The 26177-nt window shown below is 37.5% G+C and carries 10 protein-coding genes and 1 pseudogene; 8 read left to right on the top strand and 3 right to left on the bottom strand.

What is annotated here, in order from left to right; translation table 11 throughout:
- Positions 1–74 precede the first annotated feature (74 nt).
- The gene (locus DKL58_RS08665; protein WP_109586838.1) at positions 75–2609 is read left to right on the top strand and encodes a MucBP domain-containing protein; all 2535 of its coding nucleotides are present in this window, start codon (positions 75–77) and stop codon (positions 2607–2609) included.
- Between the two features lie 50 nt (positions 2610–2659).
- Here DKL58_RS08665 and DKL58_RS08670 read toward each other — a convergent pair.
- Positions 2660–2855 (bottom strand): annotated as a pseudogene (locus DKL58_RS08670) (IS3 family transposase); the annotation flags it as partial.
- A gap of 214 nt (positions 2856–3069) precedes the next feature.
- Between DKL58_RS08670 and DKL58_RS08675 the strand changes: the two are divergent.
- The 7 genes from DKL58_RS08675 to DKL58_RS08705 all read left to right on the top strand — a co-directional run bounded on the left by DKL58_RS08675 (position 3070) and on the right by DKL58_RS08705 (position 23914).
- The gene (locus DKL58_RS08675) at positions 3070–8901 is read left to right on the top strand and encodes a BspA family leucine-rich repeat surface protein (protein ID WP_109586839.1); all 5832 of its coding nucleotides are present in this window, start codon (positions 3070–3072) and stop codon (positions 8899–8901) included.
- A gap of 134 nt (positions 8902–9035) precedes the next feature.
- Positions 9036–12728, top strand: a complete 3693-nt coding sequence (locus DKL58_RS08680) for a BspA family leucine-rich repeat surface protein (protein WP_109586840.1) — start codon at positions 9036–9038, stop codon at positions 12726–12728.
- A 134-nt stretch (positions 12729–12862) separates the two neighbouring features.
- A complete protein-coding gene (locus tag DKL58_RS08685; protein WP_109586841.1) occupies positions 12863–16372 on the top strand; it encodes a BspA family leucine-rich repeat surface protein in 3510 nt (1169 codons plus the stop codon).
- Positions 16373–17023: 651 nt separating this feature from the next.
- Positions 17024–18754 (top strand): SLAP domain-containing protein, encoded by a 1731-nt coding sequence (locus DKL58_RS08690; RefSeq protein WP_162542353.1) that lies wholly within the window; start codon positions 17024–17026, stop codon positions 18752–18754.
- Between the two features lie 333 nt (positions 18755–19087).
- Complete coding sequence (locus DKL58_RS08695; protein ID WP_162542354.1) at positions 19088–21034, top strand: MucBP domain-containing protein; 1947 nt, start codon at positions 19088–19090, stop codon at positions 21032–21034.
- A gap of 106 nt (positions 21035–21140) precedes the next feature.
- Positions 21141–22214 carry a P1 family peptidase gene (locus tag DKL58_RS08700; RefSeq protein WP_109586844.1) on the top strand — a complete coding sequence of 358 codons (1074 nt, stop codon included), beginning with the start codon at positions 21141–21143 and terminating at the stop codon, positions 22212–22214.
- An 83-nt stretch (positions 22215–22297) separates the two neighbouring features.
- The gene (locus DKL58_RS08705; RefSeq protein WP_109586845.1) at positions 22298–23914 is read left to right on the top strand and encodes a glycoside hydrolase family 13 protein; all 1617 of its coding nucleotides are present in this window, start codon (positions 22298–22300) and stop codon (positions 23912–23914) included.
- Between the two features lie 71 nt (positions 23915–23985).
- Here DKL58_RS08705 and DKL58_RS08710 read toward each other — a convergent pair.
- Both DKL58_RS08710 and DKL58_RS08715 read right to left on the bottom strand, forming a co-directional pair.
- A protein-coding gene (locus tag DKL58_RS08710; protein ID WP_420812270.1) for an IS3 family transposase occupies positions 23986–25391 on the bottom strand; the annotation gives its coding sequence in 2 pieces (ribosomal slippage) (positions 23986–24908 and positions 24908–25391; 1407 coding nt in all).
- Between the two features lie 184 nt (positions 25392–25575).
- Entirely contained in the window at positions 25576–26088 is a 513-nt protein-coding gene (locus DKL58_RS08715; RefSeq protein ID WP_109586846.1) for an O-acetyl-ADP-ribose deacetylase, read from the bottom strand.
- Between the last annotated feature and the right edge of the window lie 89 nt (positions 26089–26177).

Here is a 26177-nt window from a genome sequence, read left to right on the forward strand (position 1 = left end):
CAATGAATTTGACTTTTTCCTAAGCCAACCATATACTAAGCTTATATTAATATGCAGTTTAGAAGAGGAATTATATGAATACACATAAGAATGCTAACAAGCAAGGAGAAAAAATATTGCTCGGCGGCGTGGCCGCAGCTGCTTTAGGCTTAATTAATGCCAAACCCCAGACGGTCAAGGCAGCTAATCAGAATGGCACTCGAGCCACTAAAAAGACTGCGAGAAGAGCAGTCAAGACCAAGTTAAACTATCAAAGTGAAACTGGTTCGGAAACTGAAGGCGAAGCAGCTGATGATGGCCACACTGTCCAAAACAACAGCAGTCAAACTGCCGGCAGCGAAGCTAACACAAGCACTTCAAGCAGCGCCCCAGAAACTGGAAAGGAACAAACTGGTGCTAATAGCAATCCAGCAAGTGGCAGTAGTCAAGATGCAATCACAGGCAATACCAGCGATCCAAGCACCACAGACAATACAAAAACTGAAAAACTCGGAAAAGCTGTCAAAAGAGATAACGAAAATCCTACCATATTAACCGGTGTTTGGCTTGGTGTCGATGTAACTTATCAACCTGGACTCGGAATATTTACTGTTAAAGGTAACAATCAAACTATTAATACTGTTAACGATCGTTCTACTAGTATCATACAAGCAAAAAAGAGTCGTGATCTTCTTGCTGACCCTCTTATTGTAGATAGAAATCAAGTTAGAGAAGTACGTTTTGAGGGGCCTTTGACCATTAACGGTACAGTCCAAAGTATGTTCGACACTTTACCAAATTTAACCACCGTTACTGGGTTAGAAAACCTGAATACATCTAATGTATATAGCATGTATGGCATGTTTGCCAATTGTTCAAGCCTAAGGTCAGTTGAGGGAATAAATAAATTAGACGCTTCCAAAGTAACTGATATGTCCTACATGTTTGAAAACTGTTTTGAAAACTCTAAAGATTTAATTAACTTAGATTTAAGTGGCTTAAATATCGGTTTAAATATTAATAAGAATGATACTATTACCATGAAAGAGATGTTTAGGGGTTGTTCTAAACTTAAAAGCATAATTTTACCAGATAAAATTGATACTTCTCAGGTTACCGATATGACAGGTATGTTTTATGGTTGCTCAAACTTAGTTTCTGTAAGTTATCCAAGTTCCGACAATCCTGAAGATCCAGCAAATCAAAAAGTAGACTTATCCAAATTTAATACTAATAGCCTGAAATATATGGATTATATGTTTAGCGGATGTACTAGATTAACAACGTTGAATATTGCTAGCTTTGATATGTCAAAAGCTATAAAAACTAATGGGATTATGAATGCTCTCAATAATTTACCTGATCTGAGAAAATTAGTACTGGGTAAGAATTGCAAATTTTACAGAAATGATACTAATACTAATGTTGGTCTTGATACACCAGGAACATGGGTTAATGTTGGCAACGGCACTGAAAAGAAACCACAAATGAGTAAAAAATGGTCTTCCATCGATTTAATGAATAATTATAATGGTGAAACTGATCACGATACTTATATCAGATTCTATGACGGCTACCCTGTAAAAATTCATTACGTATACCTTGATAAAGAAGGAAAACGACAACCAATTTTAGATAAAGATGGAAAATCCTATGACTATGTAGTTGCAGGTGACAACGGTAAAACCAGCGACCCTATTAATACTAGAAATATATATGGTTATACTATCAATTCCATTTTTGTCAATAATGATAAACAATCTAGTACTGACAAAGTCGCAGTCACATTTACTGATCAGGAACAAAATGTTTATTTCGTTTATGACAGGGCAACAGGTAACCCTATTACGGTTAATTATTTATACTATGTGGATGATAAAGGCCACACAAAGCCTATTCTTGATAAAGATAATAAGCCTATGACAGAAAAAGTTGATGGTGTACTTTATGGTGATCAGAAAGACATTATTCCAAAACCAATACCTGGTTACACCATTAAGCAAATTAACATCAATGGCGCTACACAGCCTGGAACTAATAAAGCAACTGTTGGCTACTCCGAGAAAGAGCAAACTGTCGACTTTATTTATACTAAAAACCAAAACAATAATAATGAGACTAATAAAGTTAAAGCAGCAGATGTAACTGTTCACTATAAAGACGAATTTGGTAATACTATTGCTCCCGATGAGATACTGAGTGGCTATGTTGGCGATGGCTATACTACTGGAGCTAAAAATATTTCTGGCTATACCTTAAAGACGAGACCAGATAATGCTACAGGGTTCTTTAGCACTTCCCCGCAAGATGTAACTTATATTTATACTAAGATAGATACAAACAATACACCAAATATTAATGAGCCTAATACCCCTACTAAAATACCTAAAGAAAATAATCGGAAGGAAAAAAATAAGAAAGAAAAGAAGAAAAATCCTATTAAGCAAACAACAAGCAGCAATTTGCCTAAAAAGCAAGGCAATTCAAGCGTTGCTAAAAATCAAAAAACTGCTGCTTTACCACAGACAGGTACTAATAAGCATTCCAGCTTAGCTATGCTTGCACTAGGAAGCTTAACTTTAATTGGCGCATTAAGTGCAGCCTGGTTTAGTCGTAAAAAGATTAAATAAACTCATTAGTAAAAATATGAAGTGGAACTAAAAAATTAGACATTTTAATATTACGCAAGACTCAATGCACGATTTCGATATTTGATCGGAGTCGTGTATTTTAGTTTGTTTGATCTTCTAATATGATTGAACCAGTATACGTAATCATGCAGTACTTCCCACTTTTCTAATAGTAAATTGATCTCAATGCGGTTAAGTTTTCTCGGTGCATTATCCATGGCAATTGCCTTTGCGTAATATGCTTTGCTTAAGCCAGTCAAAAGGTTTTGGTGCGCTAGATACTTTTCAAAGCAATTGTATATTTAGTCATTAAAAAAGTACTCCCAATAGTTAGATTTATGTCTAACTATTATGAAGCGCTTCAATTTTAACGAGTGTTTTTCTTTTATGCGGTTTGACATTGATTTAGCCCAGTCATATACTAAATTTATATTAATATGCAGTTTAGAAGAGGAATTATATGAATACACATAAGAATACTAACAAGCAAGGAGAAAAAATATTGCTCGGCGGCGTGGCCGCAGCTGCTTTAGGCTTAATTAATGCCAAGCCCCAGACGGTCAAGGCAGATAATCAGAATGGCACTCGTGCCACCAAGAAGACTGTGAAAAGAGCAGTCAAGACTAAATTGACCTACCAAAGTAAAACTGGTTCAGAAACTGACGACGAAACAGCTGAAGATGGCCATACTGGCCAAGACAGCAGCAGTCAAACTGCTGACAGCGAGAATACTGCAGGCACTTCAAGCAGCGCCCCAGAAACTGGACAGGGGCAAGCTGGTACCAATAGCGGCACGGCAAGTGAAATTAATCAAGACGTTGTTATAAACAATGAAAAAGCTGACAAGCATTTAGCAAAACCTGATCAATTCAACTCTGCTAAAGTTACTCGCGATGGTAATACTTCGATTTCAAGCACCTGGAATGGCATACCAGTTAATTTTTTTAATGGTAAATTAGCAATTGGTGAAACTAATCAAGACTATTCAATTACTATTAATAAAAAAAATCCTTTTGCTATTGATAATGTTGTTACAGATGATATTACAGAGATTGATATTAATGCTCCTATTGCAATCACGGGGACTGCTCAGCGTCTCTTTTCTAAATTAAACAATTTAGTATCCATTGAAGGATTAAAAAACTTAAATACTTCTCAGATAACAAATTTTAGCTATATGTTTGCTGACTGCCCTAAATTAACTACATTGGATCTTTCAAATTTTGATACTGCCAAAGCCACTTCATATTCTTCAATGTTTAGTGGAGACACAACATTAACTAGTGTAGACCTTTCAAATTTTACAGTTACAGACAATGCCTTAACGTTTAATATGTTTGATTCTTGTTCAAACTTAACTAAGTTGAATTTAGGAAAGGGGTTTAAATTTACAAATTATAAAGATACTAAAAACAATTCACTTGAACAGCCAGGTACTTGGGTAAACATGGGTGAAGGAAATGGTTCGTTGGCTAAGGGTACTAATCAATGGTCTTCAGCTGATTTAATGACCAATTACCAAGGTGATAGAGACCACGACACCTATGTTAGGTATACTGGAGGCATCGTTACTGTTCATCGCCAAGACGAAGAAGGTAAGCAGCTAGTTGATCAAGATGGTAAGGAAATTCCTGATGAAAAACTTTTCGGCAACATTTCAGACTCGGTAACTATTGATACCAGCAAAGAATTTGCTGGCTACAAGTTCAAAGAAAACAAGAATTCTGATATAAAAGCATTTATCTCTGATCCACAAACTATCACTCTAGTCTATTCTACGAGTAAAACCGATAACACTTGGGAAGGTGTTCCTTTTACCTTCAATAATGGCGTCTTATCTCTAGGTGAAAAAGACAAAGCCTATACAATAAATAATACAGACAATAAGGATATTAGTATTAGCCAAAATGTTAACGGCATAACTGTAGATGATATCACTGAAATTGATATTAATGCCTCAATCGCAATTATAGGCAGTGCAAATGGAGTTTTTAAGAATTTAAAAAATATAACCTCAATAAATGGCTTAGATAAATTAGATACTTCTCAAGTTACAAGCATGCAACAAATGTTTGCTAGTTGCCCTAAATTGATTGAATTAGATTTATCTAGCTTTAGCACAGACAAAGTGACAAACTATACTGGTCTTTTTGTCAATGATACAAATTTAACTAGTATTAATTTGTCCAATTTTACAATTGCAGATGACGCTAAAATGCTAATTATGTTTCGTTTCTGTTCAAATTTAAAAAAATTAGTCTTGGGTAGTGGCTTTAAAATTCCAGAAATTAAAGGAAAACCAGATTCATTTTTGCCTGATTTGGGAACTTGGGTAAACATGGGGGTTGATGAGGGCTCTCCAGCCAAAGGCACTAATCAATGGTCTTCAGCTGATTTAATGACCAATTACCAAGGTGATAGAGACCATGACACTTATGTTAGATATACCGGCGGCACCGTAACTGTTCATCGCCAAGACGAAGAAGGCAAGCAGCTAGTTGATCAAGATGGTAAGCAAATTCCTGACGAAAAACTTTTCGGCAACATTTCAGACCCAGTATCTGTTGATACCAGCAAGGAAATTGCCGGTTACACCTTCAAAGAAAACAAAAATTCTGATGTAAAAGCATTTACTTCTGATCCACAAGATATTACTTTGGTCTACTCTAAGAGTAAAACCGATAACACTTGGGAAGGCGTTCCTTTTACCTTTAATAATGGCGTCTTATCACTTGGCGAAAAAGGTAAAACCTATACAATAAATAATTCAGACAATAAGGATATTAGTATTAGCCAAAATGTTGACGGCATAACTGTAGATGATATCACTGAAATTGATATTAATGCTCCTATTGCAATCTTGGGCTCTGCTCAGCGTCTCTTTTGTAAATTAAGCAATTTAGTATCTATTAAAGGGTTAAAAAACTTAAATACTTCTCAAGTCACAGACATGACGAAAATGTTTTTCGGTTGTACAAAAATAGTTTCTTTAGATCTATCCAGTTTTGATACTACCAATGTGACTAGTTTCAATACAATGTTTGCTAGCGACCCTAGCTTAACTAGCGTAGATCTATCCAGTTTTACTGTTGCAAATGACGCTACAACGATGGGAATGTTTGTAATAAGCGAAGATGATACTCCCAGTTTGTCCAAATTAATTTTAGGTAAAGGGTTTAAATTCACTACAAGAAATGGTAGACCCAACAATTCTCTCAATTTGCCAGGAACTTGGGTAAACATGGGTGAAGGCGATGGCTCTCTGGCCAAGGGTACCAATCAATGGTCTTCAGCTGATTTAATGACCAATTACCAAGGTGATAGAGACCACGACACTTACGTTAGATATACTGGTGGCATCGTTACTGTTCATCGCCAAGACGAAGAAGGCAAGCAGCTAGTTGATCAAGATGGTAAGGAAATTCCTGATGAAAAACTTTTCGGCAACATTTCAGACTCAGTAACTGTTGACACCAGCAAAGAATTTGCCGGTTACACCTTCAAGGAAAATCAGAATCCTACTATCACAGCTTTTATCTCTGATCCACAAACTATCACTCTAGTCTATTCTAAGAGTAAAACTGATAACACTAGTGACAATACTTGGGAAGGAGTTCCTTACACCTTTAATAATGGTGTTCTATCTCTAGGTGAAAAAGGCAAAACCTATACAATTGACAACACCGCCGAAAATGAAATTGGCATTAATAATAATATAAGTACTGTAAATACTGATAATATTACTGAAATAGATATTCTAGGAAAAATAACAATTAATGGGCCGGCTGATTCATTATTTGATACTCTTCCTAAATTAACTCAAATTAACGGTTTAGATAACCTTATTACTTCAAATGTCACTGACATGAGCTACATGTTTGCCAATTGTCCAAAATTAGTTTCATTAGATCTCTCAAGTTTTGATACTAGCAAAGTTACATTCTTTTCTTCTATGTTTTATGCAGATACTGATCTATCTAGTGTAAACTTATCTAGTTTTACAATTACTGATGATGCTATATTAGATGGCTTGTTTGATTCATGTACAAATTTAACTAAATTAACTTTAGGCAAAGGGGTTAAGTTTCCTCTAGACGGAGAACAGCCTGAAGATTTACTTAAACAGCCAGGTACCTGGGTAAACATGAGTCAAGACAATGGTTCTTTGACCAAGGGTACTAATCAGTGGTCTTCAGCTGATTTGATAACTAAATATCAAGGTGACAGAGACCATGATACTTACGTTAGGTATACTGGTGGCATCGTAACTGTTCATCGCCAAGACGAAGAAGGCAAGCAGCTAGTTGATCAAAATGGTAAGGAAATTCCTGATGAAAAACTTTTCGGCAACATTTCAGACTCAGTATCTGTTGATACCAGCAAAGAATTTGCTGGCTACACTTTCACCGAAAATCAAAATTCTGATATAACAGCATTTAAATCTGATCCACAAACTATCACTCTAGTCTACTCTAAGAGTAAAACTGATAATACTAGTGACAACACTTGGGAGGGTGTTCCTTACACCTTTAATAATGGCGTTTTATCTCTAGGTGAAAAAGGTAAAAATTATAAAATTGAAAACTCAGGAAATAAAGAAAAGAGCTACGCACTCGACACTCGAGATATTAGCATTTGCCAAACCATTAAGGGTATAAATATTGATGAGATTAAGGAAATTGATCTTAATGCGAATATTGCAATTATAGGCAGCGCCAACGGACTTTTTAAGAACCTGAAGAATTTAGCTACAATAAAGGGCTTAAGTAATTTAGATACTTCGCAAGTAACGAATATGGAACAAATGTTTTCGAACTGCCTTAAATTGACTGCATTGGATCTTTCTAGTCTCAACACTGATAATGTCACTTCCTATTCTTCAATGTTCAGTGGCGATATAACTTTAACTAGTGTAGACCTATCCGGTTTTAAAGTTGCAGCTAATGCCCAAATGACGGACATGTTCAGTGCTTGTTCCAGCTTAACTAAGCTAACTTTAGGCAAAGACTTTATGTTTACTACACCAGATAATCAACCAAATAATTCACTCCAGCAATCAGGTACTTGGGTAAACATGGGAGAAGGCAATGGCTCTCTGACTAAAGGTGCTAATCATTGGTCTTCAGCCGATTTCATGACTAAATACCAAGGAGACAGAGACCATGACACTTACGTTAGATATACTGGTGGTACTGTTACTGTTCATCGCCAAGATGAAAATGACAACCAGTTAGTTCCTGATGAATATCTCTTTGGCAATATTTCAGACCCAGTAACTGTTGACACCAGCAAAGAATTTGCTGGCTACAAGTTCAAAGAAAATAAAAATTCTGATATAAAAGCATTTATCTCCGATCCACAAGATATTACTTTGGTCTACACAAAAAACTCAACAACACCCCCTACTCCAGTAAAAGCAAAGCCGGTGACCGTTTACTACAAGTATAAAGCTGATAACGGTGAACTGGTTGAAATCCCCGGCACCAATCCTGAAAACTTCCCTAAGGATACCACTACTAGCGTAGTTGGCGATCATGTACCCATTTCTTTCAAATCCATTGAGGGCTATACCCCTAATTCGTACCAAATTAATAATGACAACATCGTAAAGAGTACTAATTTGCCAGAAGTTGCTTTAGCTGCTGATCCACAGTCCGTTACCCTTATTTATACCAAATCAGATAACAATAATGGTTCAAACACAGTTAATACTGGAACAACTGTGACCAGTCCTGCTGCTATAGCACCTGCAGTCACAGTTCATTACCAAGATGAATATGGCAATACTATTGCTCCTGACCGTGTTGTTCAAGGTCGGATTGGCGATGGCTATACGACTGGTGCCGAGACTGTTTCCGGCTACGCTTTAAAGACCAGACCGGATAACGCAACGGGTTTCTTTAACAACAGTCCGCAAAGCGTGACCTACGTTTACAGCAAGAGTGCTGGCAATACTACTAACCCTACACCAGCGGATAATACGACTACTGCTGAGAATGAGCCTACTCCAATCCCAACTCATAAAACGAAAAAGTCTAAAGCAGTCAAGCATCATCAAACTGCTAATAAAGGACTTAAAGAAAGGCATCAAGCTAAGCGGCAAACTAAATTGGCAGAGACAAATGGCAACCTGAATAAAGCTGCTAATGACCCGCAAAAAGTTACACAAGGTAACACCACCCTGCCACAAACTGGCACTGAGAAACGCAGCAGCCTCGCCATGCTGGCCTTAGGCAGCTTAGCTTTGGCAACCGCCTTAGGCGCTGCTTGGCTTAACCGCAAGAAAAACTAAATAAATTCTGACAAAAAACGTTCTATATTATTAAATATAGGACGTTTTTCGGTCTAGCCTGGCTTAGTTTGACTTTTAATAAACTCAGCCATATACTAAATTTATATTAATATGCAGTTTAGAAGAGGAATTATATGAATACACATAAGAATGCTAACAAGCAAGGAGAAAAGATATTGCTCGGCGGCGTAGCCGCAGCTGCTTTAGGCTTAATTAATGCCAAACCCCAGACGGTGAAGGCAGCTAATCAAAATGGCAACCGTGCCACCAAGAAGGCTGCGAGCAGAGCAGTCAAGACTAAATTGACCTACCAAAGTGAAACTGGTTCAGAAACTGAAGGCGAAACAGCTACTAATGATGACCCCACTGGCCAAAACAGCAGCAGTCAAACTGCTGGCAGTGAAAATAATGCAGGCACTTCAAGCAGCGCCCCAGAAACCGGACTAGGTCAAACTGGCGCTAATAGCAATCCAGCAAGTGGCAGTAATCAAGACTCAGCTACAGGCAATACCAGCGATCCAAGTACCACAGACAATACAAAAACTAATAAGCAAGAAGCAGATCATGCTCAATTTGACCCTGCTAAAGCTACTCGAGATGGCGCAATTTTAGGTAGTTGGAATAATATACCTACCACTTTTTCTGATGGTGTATTGTCTATTGGAGAACAAGGAAACAATTACTCGTTTGGTAACATAAACTCCGACTATCAGGGACTTTCATTTAGTGACAATAAGAAAAACTTAAAAATTGATGATTTATCTACTATTACAGAAATTGATTTTAATGCCCCTATCAAAATTTCAGGTGGGGTAATAAATTTTTTTGGTGGTTTAACTAACTTAACTACAATTAAGGGACTGCCTAATTTAGATACTAAGAATGTAACTAGCATGTACGGTTGGTTTGATGGTTGCAATTCTTTAACCAGTTTAGATTTATCTCATTTTGACACTTCTAATGTTACTAATATGTCTCGTATGTTTGATAAATGTTCATCACTAGCATCTATTACCTTCTCTAATAAATTTAAGACAGATCAAACAACTGACATGTCCTATATGTTCAATGGCTGCCAAAAACTACCAAATATTGATATGTCTACGTTTAAAATAGCAAGCGGAACAGACACGTCCTATATGTTTAAAGATTGCAAATCTTTTACCAAATTAGATTTATCTAGTTCTTCTTGTACTGATGACGCGAGTCATATGTTTGAGGGTTGCGATAATCTTGAATATTTAAATTTAATTAACTTTACTACAATTGATGAAGTTGATCATGGAGAACACTTTACTAGAGCTACTTGCTACTCTATGCTTAAAGATCTTCCTAAACTAAAAGTAATAGTATTAGGCCGCTTTACCCATATAAAACAGTCCGAATTTAATACTGAAGGGACTTGGGTAAACATGGGTATTCCACAAGGGAGTTGGCCAGTTCCCCAAAAAGGTTCAATCCAACTAAGTTCTGCTGACCTTGCCCAGAAGTATGATAATAGTGTCTTTAACGAAGATCTTTACCAAGACACTTATATTAACTTTAAGAATCTCGGTAAAGGAATTACAATTCAATACCGTGACAAAGACGGCAACAAGATTCCTGGTGTTGACGATGATATTCAGTTTGGTAATATTGATGATTTTCTTGTAAACAACGATCCCTATATTGCCTTTAAACCACAAGAAAAGTTTACCGATAGTTCAGGAAACGAGTATGATTTTGATAATTTAGCTAAGATGAATAATAGTACGGTTAACTATAACGCTGTGAAATTTACCCCTAATGACCAGACTATTACTTTCTTCTATACTAAAAAAGCTAATAATTCTGACCCTTCCAATGGTTCAGACTCTTCCAACGGCTCTGATACCTCTAATGGCTCAGACTCTTCCAACGGCTCTGATACCTCTAATGGCTCAGACTCTTCCAACGGCTCTGATACTTCTAACGGTTCAGACACCTCCAATGGCTCTGATACCTCTAATGGCTCAGACTCTTCCAACGGCTCTGATACTTCTAACGGTTCAGACACCTCCAATGGCTCTGACCCTAGTGATTCTGGTCCTTCTGTTTCAAGTACTTGGGAAGGTGTGCCTGTTATCTTCTATACTGATTCTGGTAAATTAAAAATAGGTAATCCTAAAAATACTTATACCGTTAAAGGTGATAGTTTATCTACCAATATTGGCATCAAGAACAATATATCTTTTGTAGACACATCAAAAATCAAAGAAATAAATATAGTAGGAAACATAGAAATCGAAGGATATGCTCAAAACCTATTTTCGGGTCTTCCTAGTTTACAAACCTTTAAGGGATTAGAAAACTTAAAAACAGATAAAGTAACACGGATGGACAATATGTTTGAAGGCTGTTCATCACTAACCTCACTATCACTTCCTAAAAGTTTTAATACAAGTAAAGTAACCAATATGGGAGGCATGTTTTGGAATTGTACTGCTCTAAAAACTTTAGATTTGTCATATTTTGATACTTCTCAAGTAACTAATATGTTAAATATGTTCAATAGCTGTACCAGTCTAAAAAGCTTAAACCTACAAAATTTCAATACCGATGAGATAGATGATTTTTTGGGATTAGGTTCTATGTTTGAGAATTGTACCAATCTTGAAGAACTAAATATCGAAAACTTTAATATGCCATCTGCTAAGTCCGCTACTTCAATGTTTGAAAATGACTCTAATCTACGAAAATTAGTTTTGGGACCTAAGTGCAATATTTCAAATTCTAATCTCAATGTTCAAGGTACTTGGGTAAACATGGGACTAGGAAAAGGTTCCCCTAAAAAAGGTACATGCAAGTGGTATTATCCACAGGCATTCTTAGATGAATTTAAGCCTTCGACTCAACATGATACCTATGTATGTTTTGCTGATCTTGGAGGACCAATTACAGTTCACTATCAAAGTGATAATAAAGATATCGCTGATGCAGAACAGCAATATGGTGATATAGATACTAAACTTGTCAACGACGGCTCATTCACTGCTTTTAATCCCAAAGAAATTAAGGGATATAAATTTGACCACGCAGAATTCAATGGATCGGGAACGGATATAAATAGCTTTCTGTTCACAAGCAAGCCTCAAACCGTTAATCTTATATATAAGAAAACTACTGGTGGTTCTGGTAGTGAAAGCTCAAGTAGTAGTAGTTCTGGATCTACTTCTGACAGTGGAAGTTCTAGCAGCAGTACTTCTGGTTCCACTTCTGACAGTGGAAATTCTAGTAGCAGTGCTTCTGGATCTACTTCTGACAGTGGAAGTTCTAGCAGCAGCTCCTCTACTTCCACACCTGGAAATGGCAGCACTAGCAGTAGCGCCTCAAACTCTAACTCCAGTAGTACTAGTTCTACGCCTTCTGGCAGCTCTGGTATTTCCAATGGCTCCAATAGTTCCAATGGTTCAGGATCAAACAATAGTAGTGGCAGCAATGTGATTAACAATAATACGCCTACTCCAATTCCGACCAGCAAAAAGACCAAGAGAAAGAAAGCTCCTAAGAAGACGATCAAAGGCCTTCATGCCAATAAGCAGAGCAAGAAGGGCAAGAAAGCACCTGCTAAATCAATCAAAGGTCTCATAGCTAACAAGCATCAGGCCAACCGCCCTGCTGAACTGGCAGCTGCAGCCCGCAAATTAAACAAGACTGCTAACATTAATAACCTGCAAAAAGGCAAGCAAGATAATGCCCTGCCGCAAACTGGTACTGAGAAGCGCAACAGCCTCGCCATGCTCGCTTTAGGCAGCTTAGCTTTGGCAACCGCCTTAGGCGCTGCTTGGCTTAACCGTAAGAAAGACTAAATAAATTCTGACAAAAAACGTCCTATATTATTAAATATAGGACGTTTTTCGGTCTAGCCTGGCTTAGTTTGACTTTTAATAAACTCAGCCATATACTAAATTTATATTAATATGCAGTTTAGAAGAGGAATTATATGAATACACATAAGAATGCTAACAAGCAAGGAGAAAAGATATTGCTCGGCGGCGTAGCCGCAGCTGCTTTAGGCTTAATTAATGCCAAACCTCAGACGGTGAAGGCAGCTAATCAAAATGGCAACCGTGCCACCAAGAAGGCTGCGAGAAGAGCAGTCAAGACTAAATTGACCTACCAAAGTGAAACTGGTTCAGAAACTGAAGGCGAAACAGCTACTAATGATGACCCTGCTGGCCAAAACAGCAGCAGTCAAACAGCTGGCAGTGAGAATAATGCAGGCACTTCAAGCAACGCCCCAGAAACTGGACTAGGTCAAACTGGCGCTAATAGCAATCCAGCAAGTGGCAGTAATCAAAATGCAGCTGCAGGCAATACCAGCGATCCAAGCACCACAGACAATGCAAAAGCTGATAAGCAAGAAACGGGCTCTACACAATTTGACCCTGCTAAAGCTACTCGAGCAAGCTTTCCAAGTAAATGGCAAGGATTAGACATCAGTTTCGATGATGAAGGTGATATATTAAAAATTAGTGGTGGTACAATTGATAACAGTGATAATCATACTATCAGCTTGTACTACAACCTAAATAGTCAAAATCAAACGTTAGCTGCTGATATTAAAGAAATTGATATCACTGGCAAACTCAAAATTATTGGCTCTGCAGCGGATTTGTTTACCAGCCTTGAGAATTTAGAAACCATCAAGGGTATAGATAACCTTGATACTTCTGAAGTTACCAGCATGGAAAACATGTTTAGTAAAAATAAAAAACTAAAGAATATTGATTTATCTAGTTCAACTACTTTTAAAACAGATAAAGTGACAGACATGTCATACATGTTCGCTAGTGACGAGTCTTTAACTAAGTTAGATTTATCCCACTTTGATACCTCAAATGTTACAAACATGGCGCATATGTTTGAAAGCTGTGTGGGACTTCATAGTTTTGCATTCCCAGCTACTTTTAACACGGATAAAGTAACAGACATGTCATACATGTTTGATAACTGTAATCAAGTTTGGTCAATTGACGTAACCAAATTCAATACTTCTAATGTTGAAAACATGGCATACATGTTTTATAATTGTCAAAGTTTTCTTACGTTAGACGTATCAAGCTTTGATACGTCAAAAGTGACAGATATGTCATATATGTTTGGTGCTTGTGTTAATTTGCTTAAATTAAATCTGCCGACTACCTTTGTTACCGACAATGTTCAAAATATGAAGGGAATGTTTAGCGGTTGTGAGTACATAACTGAGTTAGACTTATCAAAGTTTAATACTGCTAAAGTAACTAATATGGCGAATATGTTCGGAGGTTGTAGCAAATTGACAAAGATTACTGCCTCTGATAACTTTACTACCGCAAATGTTACTAACATGAGTGACATGTTTTCTGGCGATATCGTAATTACTACTGATAGTATAAACAAATTAATATCCAGATTCGATACTAGCAAAGTCACAGACATGACAGAAATGTTTGATGGCTGCTCACAAGTAACTTCACTTGATTTGTCTAAATTTGATACTGCAAATGTCGGAAATGTTTCTGAAGAACTATCTCGTGCTGGTATGGAAAGAATGTTTAGTGGCTGTGGTAACTTAACTACTTTAGACTTAAGCAATTTTGATACTAAAAATGTCCGTGATATGAGCTGGATGTTTAATAACGATAAAAATTTAGAAAGTATAAACCTTAATCTTTCTCTTTTCAATACCTCTAACGTTATTGACATGAATCACATGTTTGAAGATTGTCATTCATTAACTAGTGTTGATGTCAGTCATTTTGATACTTCAAACGTCCGTGATATGAGTTACATGTTTGATGATTGTATTAGATTAACTGCAATAGATGTTAGTCATTTTAATACTGCCAAAGTAAAAGATATGATGAACATGTTTGCATATTGTGAGTCTTTACCAAGTTTAGATGTCACTAATTTCAACACGGCAGCTGTTACTGATATGTTAAAAATGTTCTGGCAATGTTCAAATTTAATCAGTTTGGACCTATACAACTTTAATACCAGAACAGTTTCTGACTATACTGACATGTTTCAAGGCTGTGATAAACTAGCAAAACTTGACCTTAGTAGTTTTGATATGCAAATTTCAGCATCAACTATTGGTGATATGCTTAGTGATCTTCCATCCCTTGAAGTGCTTATACTAGGCAGAAGAAATGATTTGACAATAGTCGATAATTATTGGGACGGTGGTTTAGGCAACAATCATGATGGCAAAGAAGAAGATGTCTGGGTTAACATGGGAGTTAATAAAGACAACGGTGGTCTTCAGCCTAGAGTTCATTCGTGGACTGGTGCTGAATTAATGAAAAATTATGATGGCAGTAAGGATTATGATGTGTACGTTAATATCAATAAAATTCCAAATCCTTGCAGCATTACCATTAATTATCGATTTGAGGACGATAAAACCGCCAAACTTTCGCCAAACGATTATCAATTCGGTACCGCTGGTAAAGACGTGGTTATCCCAATCACAGCCAGAAAGTTGCCTACCTACAAACTTGCTTACGTTGAAATTAATGGCAACAAATACGCCACAGATAAATATGAAGATGCGTTGAGCAAACTAAAGTTTACTAATGATCCTCAAACTGTTACCTTTGGATACGAAAAGAGTAATGCTGGTAAAGGTAATAGTTCTAATGGAACAGGTTCAGATAGTAATAATTCCAACGGCAGTTCTTCCGGTTCTACCCCTGGCAGTGACAGTTCCAATGGCAGTTCTTCTGGTTCTAATCCTGGCAGTAATAGTTCCAACGGCAGTTCCTCCGGTTCTAACCCAGGAAGTAACAGCTCCAGCGGCAGTTCTTCTGGTTCTACCCCAAGCAGTAACAGTTCCAGCGGCACTTCTTCTGGTTCTAATCCTGGCAGCAACAGTTCCAGCGGTAGTTCCTCTGGTTCTACTCCTGGCAGTAACAGTTCCTCTGGTTCTACTCCAGGCAGTGACAGTTCATCTGGTTCCAATGCTGGTAACAATACGAACAATCCTGGTAGTGTCAATAATGGAAGTTCAAATAATTCTGGCGTAACCAGCACTGGACAAAATAGTAATTCATCTAACACTTCAACTGACAATAATACCGAAAAAACTCCAACGAAGAATGGTGTTAAGAGAATAGTTGCCCACAATGCTTACATCTTTAATGAAAAGGGTCAACGTCTAAAAGGCGAATACTTTATTGGCAATACCATTACTACCTATGGTACTAAGTTCATTAAAGGTAAGAAGTTCTATGACTTAGGCAAGAACCAATTTGTTAAGGCTAACAATATTACTGGCATTAATCGTAGATTAAGACATAATGCCTTTATTTACACTAAGAAAGCTAATAAGAAAGTCAAACGTTATGGTCGTATTGTTCTAAAGAAAAACAAGAAAGTTAAAACTTATGGTGGTGCTATCAAAATACACAATAAGTTGTATTACATTGTAGGCAAGAACCGATTTATTAAGAAAGCTAACTTTTAACAATTAAAAACACTTTTCTCATCAATAAAAGAACCTAGCTAGTACTTAAAGTTACTAGTTGGGTTCTTTTTCTCCACTCAAAAATTAAACCATTCCCTAACTGGCTCTAAATTAACAAGCTAAATTTACTGCTTTGTAGCAAATATCATCAGTACAGTAGGTGCTGGTTTAATCTAACTAAATTTAATACCAATTAAAAAGTACTTTGTAAGGTGCGATTATCTTTGCGGAGTATTTTTTATTCGAATAATCTCCTTATTATTCAACTGCCAAAGTAAAATTTTTTCACAATTAAAACAACGTTAAACCTGGAAACGCTAACCATAAGTAAAATATTAAGGGCTATTAATAATGGAATTAGCCGAGTTAAATAGCATTATTCTAGTATTTTTAACTTGTTTTTTGGCCTTATTTATTATTTCAGTTAATGCTTGATTTTGGCATAAATAAAATTAGCCTATTCTTAATTAAGTCCATTTTTTATTTGAATAAGCTTATTTTATGAATGATGGGCAAATTTTATTTACTTGTAGTATGCAAAAATATTAAATCTATATGAAAATACCTATCAAAGTATTGAATTGGTCAAAATATATGTATATACTTAATTACGGTATAATGAAATTTAGATGGTATAAATGGAGGAAAAATATGAGTAAGCATAACAATTTTTATCATAAAGGTAAAAAGGTACTATTCTCTAGTATGGCAGTTGCTGCGTTAAGCGTAATTGCAGTTAATCCTGTTGCAGCTAAGGCTGCCGAAGCACAGAAAGAGCAACCTGTTAAGTCGGCTGATACAAAGCCGACAGTACCACCAGTTAATTCTGGTGATAACGCTGGCGAAAATGATTCACACAGTCTATGGGCTTCAAGTTGGACTAAGGGCATTTATAGTTATGACAAAAAGACTAAGACTTTTACTATTAGACTAGGTAAAGAAAATAAATTTAACAATCATTATGCAGGTGATCAAGAACCACCTATCAATCCCGCCCGAATAGCTTGGAATATTGATGATGTTAACACAGATGAAATTGAAACCATTAACATTGACGGTCCTGTTATTTTCGAAGGAGATGCCAGTTTATTATTTGCTAATTTACCAAACTTGAAGAAAATTAAGGGATTAAACAACCTTAATACAAAAGAAGTTACTAGCATGAAAGAAATGTTTGCCAATGATCCTAAATTAACTTCAATAGACCTGTCAAACTTTAACACTTCTAACGTAACTGACATGATGGGTATGTTCTTTGGCGATGAAGCATTAAGTACTTTAAATGTATCCAACTTTAAGACAGATTCAGTAGAAGACATGTCTTATATGTTTAGTGATGATTCAAGTTTAACCAAAATTGATGGCTTGGAAAAATTCAACACCGAAAAAGTTACTAAGATGTGGGAAATGTTTAAGGGTGATAAAGCTTTGACATCCTTAGACATTAGTAGTTTTAAGATGCTTGAAAATAACGAAACCATTAAAGATGACGTTTCTGACACTAACAATACCGACGATAATAAAGGTACTGCAAACCCATCTCATCAAACATATACCATTGATCAAGATATGTTATCAGGCATGGACAGCTTAAGTGATATTACACTTGGTGCAGGTAATATCATTAACAATTCAGGACTCCGTGGTTCAGTAGAAGAGAGTCTATGGGATGGAAAGACTACCTGGTTCTTAAATGATAGTAAAGACAAAGGATTAAGTTCAGTAGAACTTATGCAGAAATTTGACGGTAAAAATGATGTTACTAAATATGCTGGTGAATACACTACCACCAAGCCTGCTCCAACTACACCAAACACACCTTCAACCCCAAGCACACCAAGCACCCCTTCAACTCCAAGTACTCCAACTACACCAAGCACACCGACTACTCCAAGTAATACTACTAACACAGGTAACACCAACACAAATACTACGACTGATAAGCAAGACACTAATAAGACCGATACTAACAAGCCTGCTGCTGACAACAAGAAGCCAGCTAAGAAGGCCAAGAAAGGTGTTAAGAGAGTAGTTACCCACAACGCTTATATCTTTAACCAAAAAGGCAAGCGTGTAAAAGCTGAATACTTCGTTGGTAAAACTATTACTACTTATGGTACTAAGACCATTAACGGCAAGAAGTTCTATGCTTTAGGCAAGAACCGTTTCGTTAAGGCTAATAATGTTACTGGTATCAACCGTAAATTAAAGCACAATGCCTTTATTTACACTAAGAAAGCCAATAACAAAGTTAAACGTTATGGTCGTGATGTTCTGAAGAAGAACAAGTCAGTTAGAACTTACGGTGGTGCTGTTAAGATGCACAATAAGTTATACTACATCGTAGGCAAGAATCAATTTGTCAAGAAAGCTAACTTTTAAAGATTAAGAGATTTACTCTATAAATGAAAAGAACTCAACTAGCAGTTAAAAATGCTAATTGAGTTTTTTTCTATGCTCAAAAATTAATAAATTACTTCTAAATTATGTGTCTATATTACTACCTAGTGCTATATCTTCCAGCAAATAACCAAATTGAATTTAAAAATCAAAAATTACCTCTTAGCTAAGGCTAATTATTAATTCTTTTAAAATAAGTCGAAATGTATAAATAGTGTTATTAAGTTTAATGAATTGTATAATAAGGGAAATAAGGTATAAGAAAAATATTAATCATGTATATGTTTATTTTATAATCAAGGAATGAATAGCAAAATGAGCCAGAAAAAGAAACCTATGCGAACAAAAACAGCAACAATGTTTTTTAGTGTTGCTACAGCAATTTTAAGTTCACTAACTGTTAGCTCTATAACAGTTAAAGCAGATCCATCTCTGCCCTCTCCTGCACAAATTAAGAATAAACAAATTAGTAATACCAGTTATGCTAATTCTAAGTTAATTAGCAAAGAGCAACCCAACCCTCAAAAACAGCTTCAACCAAAAATTGCAGAGTCTACTGCTCCAAGTGCTGCTAATTTTAAATGGGGCAACCTTGATGTCAGCTATAGTAACCATGTAATTACCGTCCCCAGTGGCAGTGTAGGTCAACCGGATTCTTTAGCTCACATTAACGGCATTAATAGTGACGATGTGCAAGAAGTTAAATTTACGGGTCAACTAAAGATTGGTTCAGCTTCTGAAATGTTTAAGGACTTAACTAATTTAACTAAAATCACTGGTTTGGAAAATCTGGATACATCTGCTACCAGTGATATGCGGTACATGTTTGCGAATTGCCAAAATTTAACCAGCATAGATGGCATTGATAATTTGCAGACCACCAAAGTTACTAATATGTCTTTTATGTTTGCGGGCTGCAGTAAATTAGCAAGTCTGGACCTATCAAGTTTTAATACTGCTAATACTAGTTATGTAGAGAGCATGTTTCAGGATTGTGAAAATTTGCAGAACATTAAGTTTTCACCTGATTTCACAATTGCCAAGGTGGACGATATAAGTCGCATGTTCAGTGGATGTTCAAGTTTAACTGCTTTAGATCTCAGTATGTTTAATACTAGCCAAGTTAAAAAAATGATTTGGACTTTTAAGGATTGCTCCAGCTTAACCAAGTTGGATTTATCATCCTTTGACACTTCTAACGTAATTGATATGAATGGAATGTTTAATAATTGTAGTAACTTAAAAGAACTTGATCTCAGGAGTTTTATCATAGACCCTAATATTGATAAAGGTTATATGTTAGATGGACTTACTAAATTAAACACACTTAAACTAGGTAAAAATACATATATTAATGATACACATCTTAACACTTCAGGAACTTGGGTCAATATCGGCAATGGAAAAGAAGATGCACCACAGGCAAACAATAAATATCTGTCTGAAGACTTAATTGCCCATGCTGACGACATTCTTGGCGACACTTATATTCGACCAGGTAGTCCTATTACTGTTTCTTACTTGGATACTAGTAAAAGACCACTTGCACCTGATATTAGTTTGAAGGGCAAAATTGGCGATGATTATAAGGTGACGGCAAAGACAATTCCGGGATATATCGTAAAGGAAGTCCCAGATAATGCCACTGGGGTTTTCACTGATCAACAGCAGAATGTCAAATTTATTTATTCTGTTGATCTCGAATCTACCTCTACCACCACACCAATTAAAGCTGCAGATGTTACAGTCTCTTATCAAGATGAAAACGGCAATCAAATTGCGCCTGAAACAATATTACAGGGCAATGTGGGTGACGGCTACACCACTGGTGCTAAGGCGATACCGGGTTATACCTTAAAAGTCAGGCCTGAAAATGCCACCAGCTTTTTTGGCACTGCACCGCAAAGCGTAACTTATATTTATGCTCGAAATAATGCCATACCTGAAGAAAATGACCAAAATAGTCCAACAAATTCATCCAGTAATAACCCTAGCCAAAAAGGGACTTCACAAACTAATGAGTCCCAAAATAAGCACAAGCCACGCACTAATGGTGTTACTGAAAACTATACTATTTTCAAATCCGCCAACAACGATTCTGACCCCACAAATCCAGTACTTATCACCAACAATGGCCAAGAAGAAGAGTTGCCACAAACTGGCACTAATGAACGTTCACAAATAATCGAGCTGCTGTTAGGCTTTTTGTCGGTAATTTGCAGCCTGCTTGCCAGCTGCTTTAGTAAAAATAAAAAAGGGTGATTGCAAATTCAAAAATTCCGTCATAATTGACGGAATTTTTTGTCTTGCATAAAAATAAACGAACCGTTTTAATAAGAGAAGAAATTTTTTAAAAAAAGGAGCAAAAATGGGACTTAACAAACCACTTTTATTTGAGCTTAGCGATACTAAGCCTGGACCAAAAAACTTAATTACAGATGTTGCGGGCATTACCGTTGGCCACAAGACGGTTGTCACTGACAGACTCAGGACTGGCGTCACTGTGATCAACCCCTGCCCAGACAATATCTTTCGTGAAAAAATGCCGGCAGCTGCACACGTTATCAACGGCTTTGGCAAAAGCACAGGACTCATTCAAGTTAACGAGCTGGGTACAATTGAAACACCCCTGGTTTTGACCAATACGCTCAGCGTGGGTACCGCATCAATGGCTTTAGTCAAAAGAATGCTGGCTGAAAATCCAGAAATTGGCCTTTCAACTGGCAGCGTCAATCCGATCATCATGGAGTGCAATGACAGTTCGATTAACCATATTCGCGATTTAGGTGTCACCGAAGACGATGTTAACGATGCTTTTGCCGCTGCAGCTACTGATTTTGCAGAAGGCGGAGTTGGCGGCGGAACGGGCATGCGTTGCTACGAACTTAAGGGCGGCATTGGTTCTGCTTCAAGACAAGTAGAAATTGACGGCAAAACCTTCACAATGGGTGCGCTAGTCATGTCCAATTTTGGTCTTAGCGCTGATTTGAACATTTATGGCCATGCTATTGGTAAAAAATTTTTGGATAACAAGGACAGTAAGGAAAAAGGCAGTATTATCACAGTAATTGCTACTGACATTCCGTTTAACTCCAGACAATTAAAACGCATTGCCAAACGTTCCGGTATCGGTATCACTCGCAGTGGCTCATTTAGCGGAAACGGTAGTGGCGAGATTACTCTAGCTTTCTCTACTGCTAACCGTGTAAGTCATTTCCCCGACCATGAGTTGAGTACAATCCAGGCAATTACTGATGACAAAATTGACCGCTACTTCAGAATTACGGTAGATATTGTGCACGAAGCCATTCTCAGTTCTTTGACTCATGCCCAAACAACGCCCGACCGTGACGGTAAGCCAATGTTATGCCTAAAAGATGCCCTATTGCATCTGGGTGATGATAAAGAGGCAGTGCAATTAGTTGCAGATTTAGGACTTTAATCAGATACCGGTAACATTAATTTATCCTATCTTGCAGTGTTATAATTAACTGATAATGTGAGCGATTGCAAAGGAGAATTAAGATGACACCATGGTGGAAAAATGCAGTAATTTATCAGATCTATCCCAAGTCTTTCCAAGATAGCAACGGTGACGGTATTGGTGACCTGCCCGGCATTATAAGTCGCTTAGACTATTTGCAAAAATTGGGAATAGATGCAATTTGGCTTTCACCAATTTATAAATCTCCTGGCGTCGATAATGGGTATGATATTGCCGATTATAAAGCAATCGATCCGCAATATGGCAGCATGCAAGATATGGACAGGCTGATTAGTGAAGCTAAAAAACGCGATATTCGAATCATCATGGATTTAGTCGTTAATCATACTTCTGATCAACATGAGTGGTTTATTGAAGCACGTAAAAGTAAAGATAATCCTTACCGTGATTTTTACATCTGGCGTGATCCTGTTGCCGGTCATGAACCTAATGATCTAAAATCTGATTTTTCAGGTTCTGCCTGGCAATTTGATGATAAAACGAGCCAGTATTACTTACACTTTTTTGCCCCGCAACAACCAGATTTGAACTGGCAAAACCCACAATTACGGCACAAAATATATGACATGATGAACTTCTGGCTTGATAAAGGCATTGGCGGTTTTCGCATGGACGTGATTGAACTAATTGGTAAAGAGCCGGATCGAAAAATTCGCGAAAATGGTCCCCAGCTTCATCATTATATTCAGGAAATGAACCAAGCTGTTTTAGCTAACCGCGATGTAGTCACTGTTGGTGAGACCTGGAGTGCTGATCTCGATAGTGCCCGTAAATATTCTCATCCTGACAGGCATGAGCTCTCTATGATTTTTCAGTTTGAAGATCAAAACATTGATAAACAGCCGGGAAAGACAAAATGGGATCTTAAACCCTTTAAGGCCAGCGATCTTAAAGAGATCTTGATTAAATGGCAAACACAAATTGATTATAATCATGGCTGGAATAGTTTGTTCTGGGAAAATCATGATCTTCCCCGTGTCATTTCTCGTTGGGGCAATGATAATAAATACAGGGTACAATCTGCCAAAATGTTTGCCATTGCCTTACATTTAATGCGAGGTACTCCTTATATTTATAACGGTGAAGAAATTGGCATGACAAACTGTCCGGTCAAGGATATCTCTGAAGTTGAAGACCTTGAAAGTGTCAATATGTATAATGAGCGAATCAAGCAAGGTTATACCAAAGAAGAACTTATCAGGTCAATCAATGCCAAAGGACGCGACAATGCCCGCAGGCCGATGCAATGGTCAACGGCTAAAGCTGCTGGCTTTACTACTGGTAAGCCTTGGCTGGCACTTAATCCTAATTATCAGGATATTAACGTTCAAGCTGCTTTGGCGGACCCACAATCAGTTTTTTATACCTATCAAAAACTCATTAAATTACGTCATGAAAACGAAATTATCGTTAATGGCAGCTTCACTCCTGTTTCCGCCAGCCCTAGCATCTTGGCTTATTACCGTGAACTCGCTGGTAAGCGCTGGCTAGTTGTTGCTAATTTGACTGGCAATGAAGAACGATTTTCTGCACCTGATAAAATTGACCAGGTTTTAATTAGTAACTATCAGGCACCCAAAACACTTGATAATATTAAATTAAGACCATATGAAGCCTTTGCTGTGGTCGTAAAATAAGAACCAACCGTATTTACGTGAAAAATACCCCCAAATTTTGAAGTGCAACTAAAAAGTTAGACATTTTATTATTAAGCAAGACCTAACGCACGATTCCGATATTTAATCGGAGTCGTGTATTTTAGTTTGTTTGATCTTCTGATATGGTTGAACCAGTAAACGTAATCGCGCAGTACTGCCTGCATTTCTGCTAGTGAACTGATCTTAATGCGGTTGAGCTTCTCCCGTTTCATTAGGTTGAAGATGGTTTCTCCCGGTGCATTATCGTGGCAATTACCCTTGCGCGACATGCTTTGCTTAATCTTCATCTGTCTTAGTTTGGTCTGATAGCCGCTGTGGCGGTATTGAAAACCCTGATCTGAATGCAAAATAGGCTGGGCTGTTTTAGGCAGCTTGTGCTTAAGCTCTGCCAGCATATCATAAACCAGCTTCATGTTAGGCGAATAGCTGACTTGACAAGCCAGTATTTCCAGTGAGGCCTCATCAATGACCGGTGAAATATAAACCTTTTTGCCTGTGGTCAGCTTGTATTCGGTAATATCCGTGTGTAAGACGTGGTAGGGTCTGGTTTCATTAAACCGCTGCTTTAAAATGTTTTCCTTGATTACGCCTGCAGGGCCCGCATAAGAACTGTAGCGTGCAGTGCGCCTACTGTAGACTCTGGTCTTTAGTCCCAGCTGCCGCATCAGCTTGCGCACGGTATTGGGCGCATAGCTAAAGCCTTGATCTAAGAGTGCACCATGCATACGTCGATAACCGTAAGTCTCATCACTTTCTTGGTAGAAGATAGACTTGATTACGCCTTTAACAGCAGCGTATTTATCTAATCGGTTCAATCGGTGACTGCGGTTGTCGTAATAAGTTTTGCGGTTAAGGTGCAGCTTGGCAAGCAAAAGCTTTAACGGCACCTCAGGTCGCTCAGCCCGAATCTCCACGACTATTCTGGTTTTTTGCCGGTTGGTGAGCGTGGATATCGGGCAGCCACTTTTTTTAGGATTAAGTTATCCAATTCTAAGTCGGCTTTTTGTGCCTCTAGCTCAGCAACCTGACGACGCAATTGTTCTACTTCGGTTAGCTTCTTAGTGGGTTTAAGCTTCTTCTGACGCTTCTTTTTAGTCATGGTTGGTGGTCTCCCCTTGGATTTTGGGAGCAGCCCAGAGTAGCCTGCAGCCTGATAAGCCGCCAGCCATTGTCTTACTACTGACCGCGAAAGATTAAAAACTGCAGCTACCTGGAGTACTCCCATGTGATGTTCATGATAGAAGCGTACCACATTTAGCTTGAATTCAGGCAAATAAGTTTGTCGGGTGTGAGTAACCTTTAAAGCGGCTAAGCCATGTTTACGGGCACGTTCTGCCCAGGCCCTAATCTCGGTATGATCAATGCCGTATTCGCGTTCTAGTTTAGCTAAAGAGGTTTGGTGGGATAAGTATTTACTGCAAATTTCCATTTTCAAAGTAGTTGAATATTTAGTCATGAAAAAAGTGCTCCTAATAGTCAGATTAATGTCTAACTATTATGGAGCACTTCATTTGTTCTAAATTTGGGGGTATTATTGTGGCTGAATCATCAAAATAAGATTTAACAATTAAAGGGATAGTTCGATGTCAGGAAGATTAATTTCCGAAAAGCAATTGAAAGCAACTTTTTTTAATTTTTACTCAAGCATATTTTTTAACTTCTGTTCGGTATAACTCTGCCGTTTTGGCATCAAAGGCACACATAATAACTTTCATTTGATAATCAGAATGCTCCGTAAGCCAATTTTGCACGGCAGTAAAAGCAATATGTGCAGCAGCTGCAGCTGGAAAGCCGTAAGCCCCTGTAGAAATTGCCGGGAACGCGATACTATGTAAGCCATGACTTTTGGCTAAATTTAGTGAGTTAACATAGCAACTTTTCAATAACTTATTATCTTCTGCAGACCCTGAATAAATTGGTCCCACAGTATGGATTACAAACTTAGCCGGTAACTTGTACCCCTTGGTAATTTTAGCCTGTCCCGTTTCACAGCCATGAAGCTGGCGACACTCTGCCAATAATTCTGGTCCAGCTGCCTGGTGGATTGCCCCATCAACTCCCAAGCCACCTAGCAATGTCTTATTAGCGGCATTAACAATTGCATCTACCGTTAATTTGGTTATGTCCCCCTGAACAATTTTGATATTTTCCATAAACTGAGCCTCTTTTTTATTTTATTTTAAACCCAAAAAGATTTTTTGCTCAAAAAGTTATCTGTAAACTCTCTCTTATAATTAAATAT

This window comes from Lactobacillus kullabergensis, assembly GCF_003151025.1.
GTDB classification, from domain to species: Bacteria; Bacillota; Bacilli; order Lactobacillales; family Lactobacillaceae; genus Lactobacillus; species Lactobacillus kullabergensis.

Bases quoted from the DNA above. Each gene is read 5' to 3' on its own strand.
- DKL58_RS08665 (WP_109586838.1), top strand. From the start codon at position 75: ATGAATACACATAAGAATGCTAACAAGCAAGGAGAAAAAATATTGCTC.
- DKL58_RS08675 (WP_109586839.1), top strand. From the start codon at position 3,070: ATGAATACACATAAGAATACTAACAAGCAAGGAGAAAAAATATTGCTC.
- DKL58_RS08680 (WP_109586840.1), top strand. From the start codon at position 9,036: ATGAATACACATAAGAATGCTAACAAGCAAGGAGAAAAGATATTGCTC.
- DKL58_RS08685 (WP_109586841.1), top strand. From the start codon at position 12,863: ATGAATACACATAAGAATGCTAACAAGCAAGGAGAAAAGATATTGCTC.
- DKL58_RS08690 (WP_162542353.1), top strand. From the start codon at position 17,024: ATGAGTAAGCATAACAATTTTTATCATAAAGGTAAAAAGGTACTATTC.
- DKL58_RS08695 (WP_162542354.1), top strand. From the start codon at position 19,088: ATGAGCCAGAAAAAGAAACCTATGCGAACAAAAACAGCAACAATGTTT.
- DKL58_RS08700 (WP_109586844.1), top strand. From the start codon at position 21,141: ATGGGACTTAACAAACCACTTTTATTTGAGCTTAGCGATACTAAGCCT.
- DKL58_RS08705 (WP_109586845.1), top strand. From the start codon at position 22,298: ATGACACCATGGTGGAAAAATGCAGTAATTTATCAGATCTATCCCAAG.
- DKL58_RS08715 (WP_109586846.1), bottom strand. From the start codon at position 26,088: ATGGAAAATATCAAAATTGTTCAGGGGGACATAACCAAATTAACGGTA.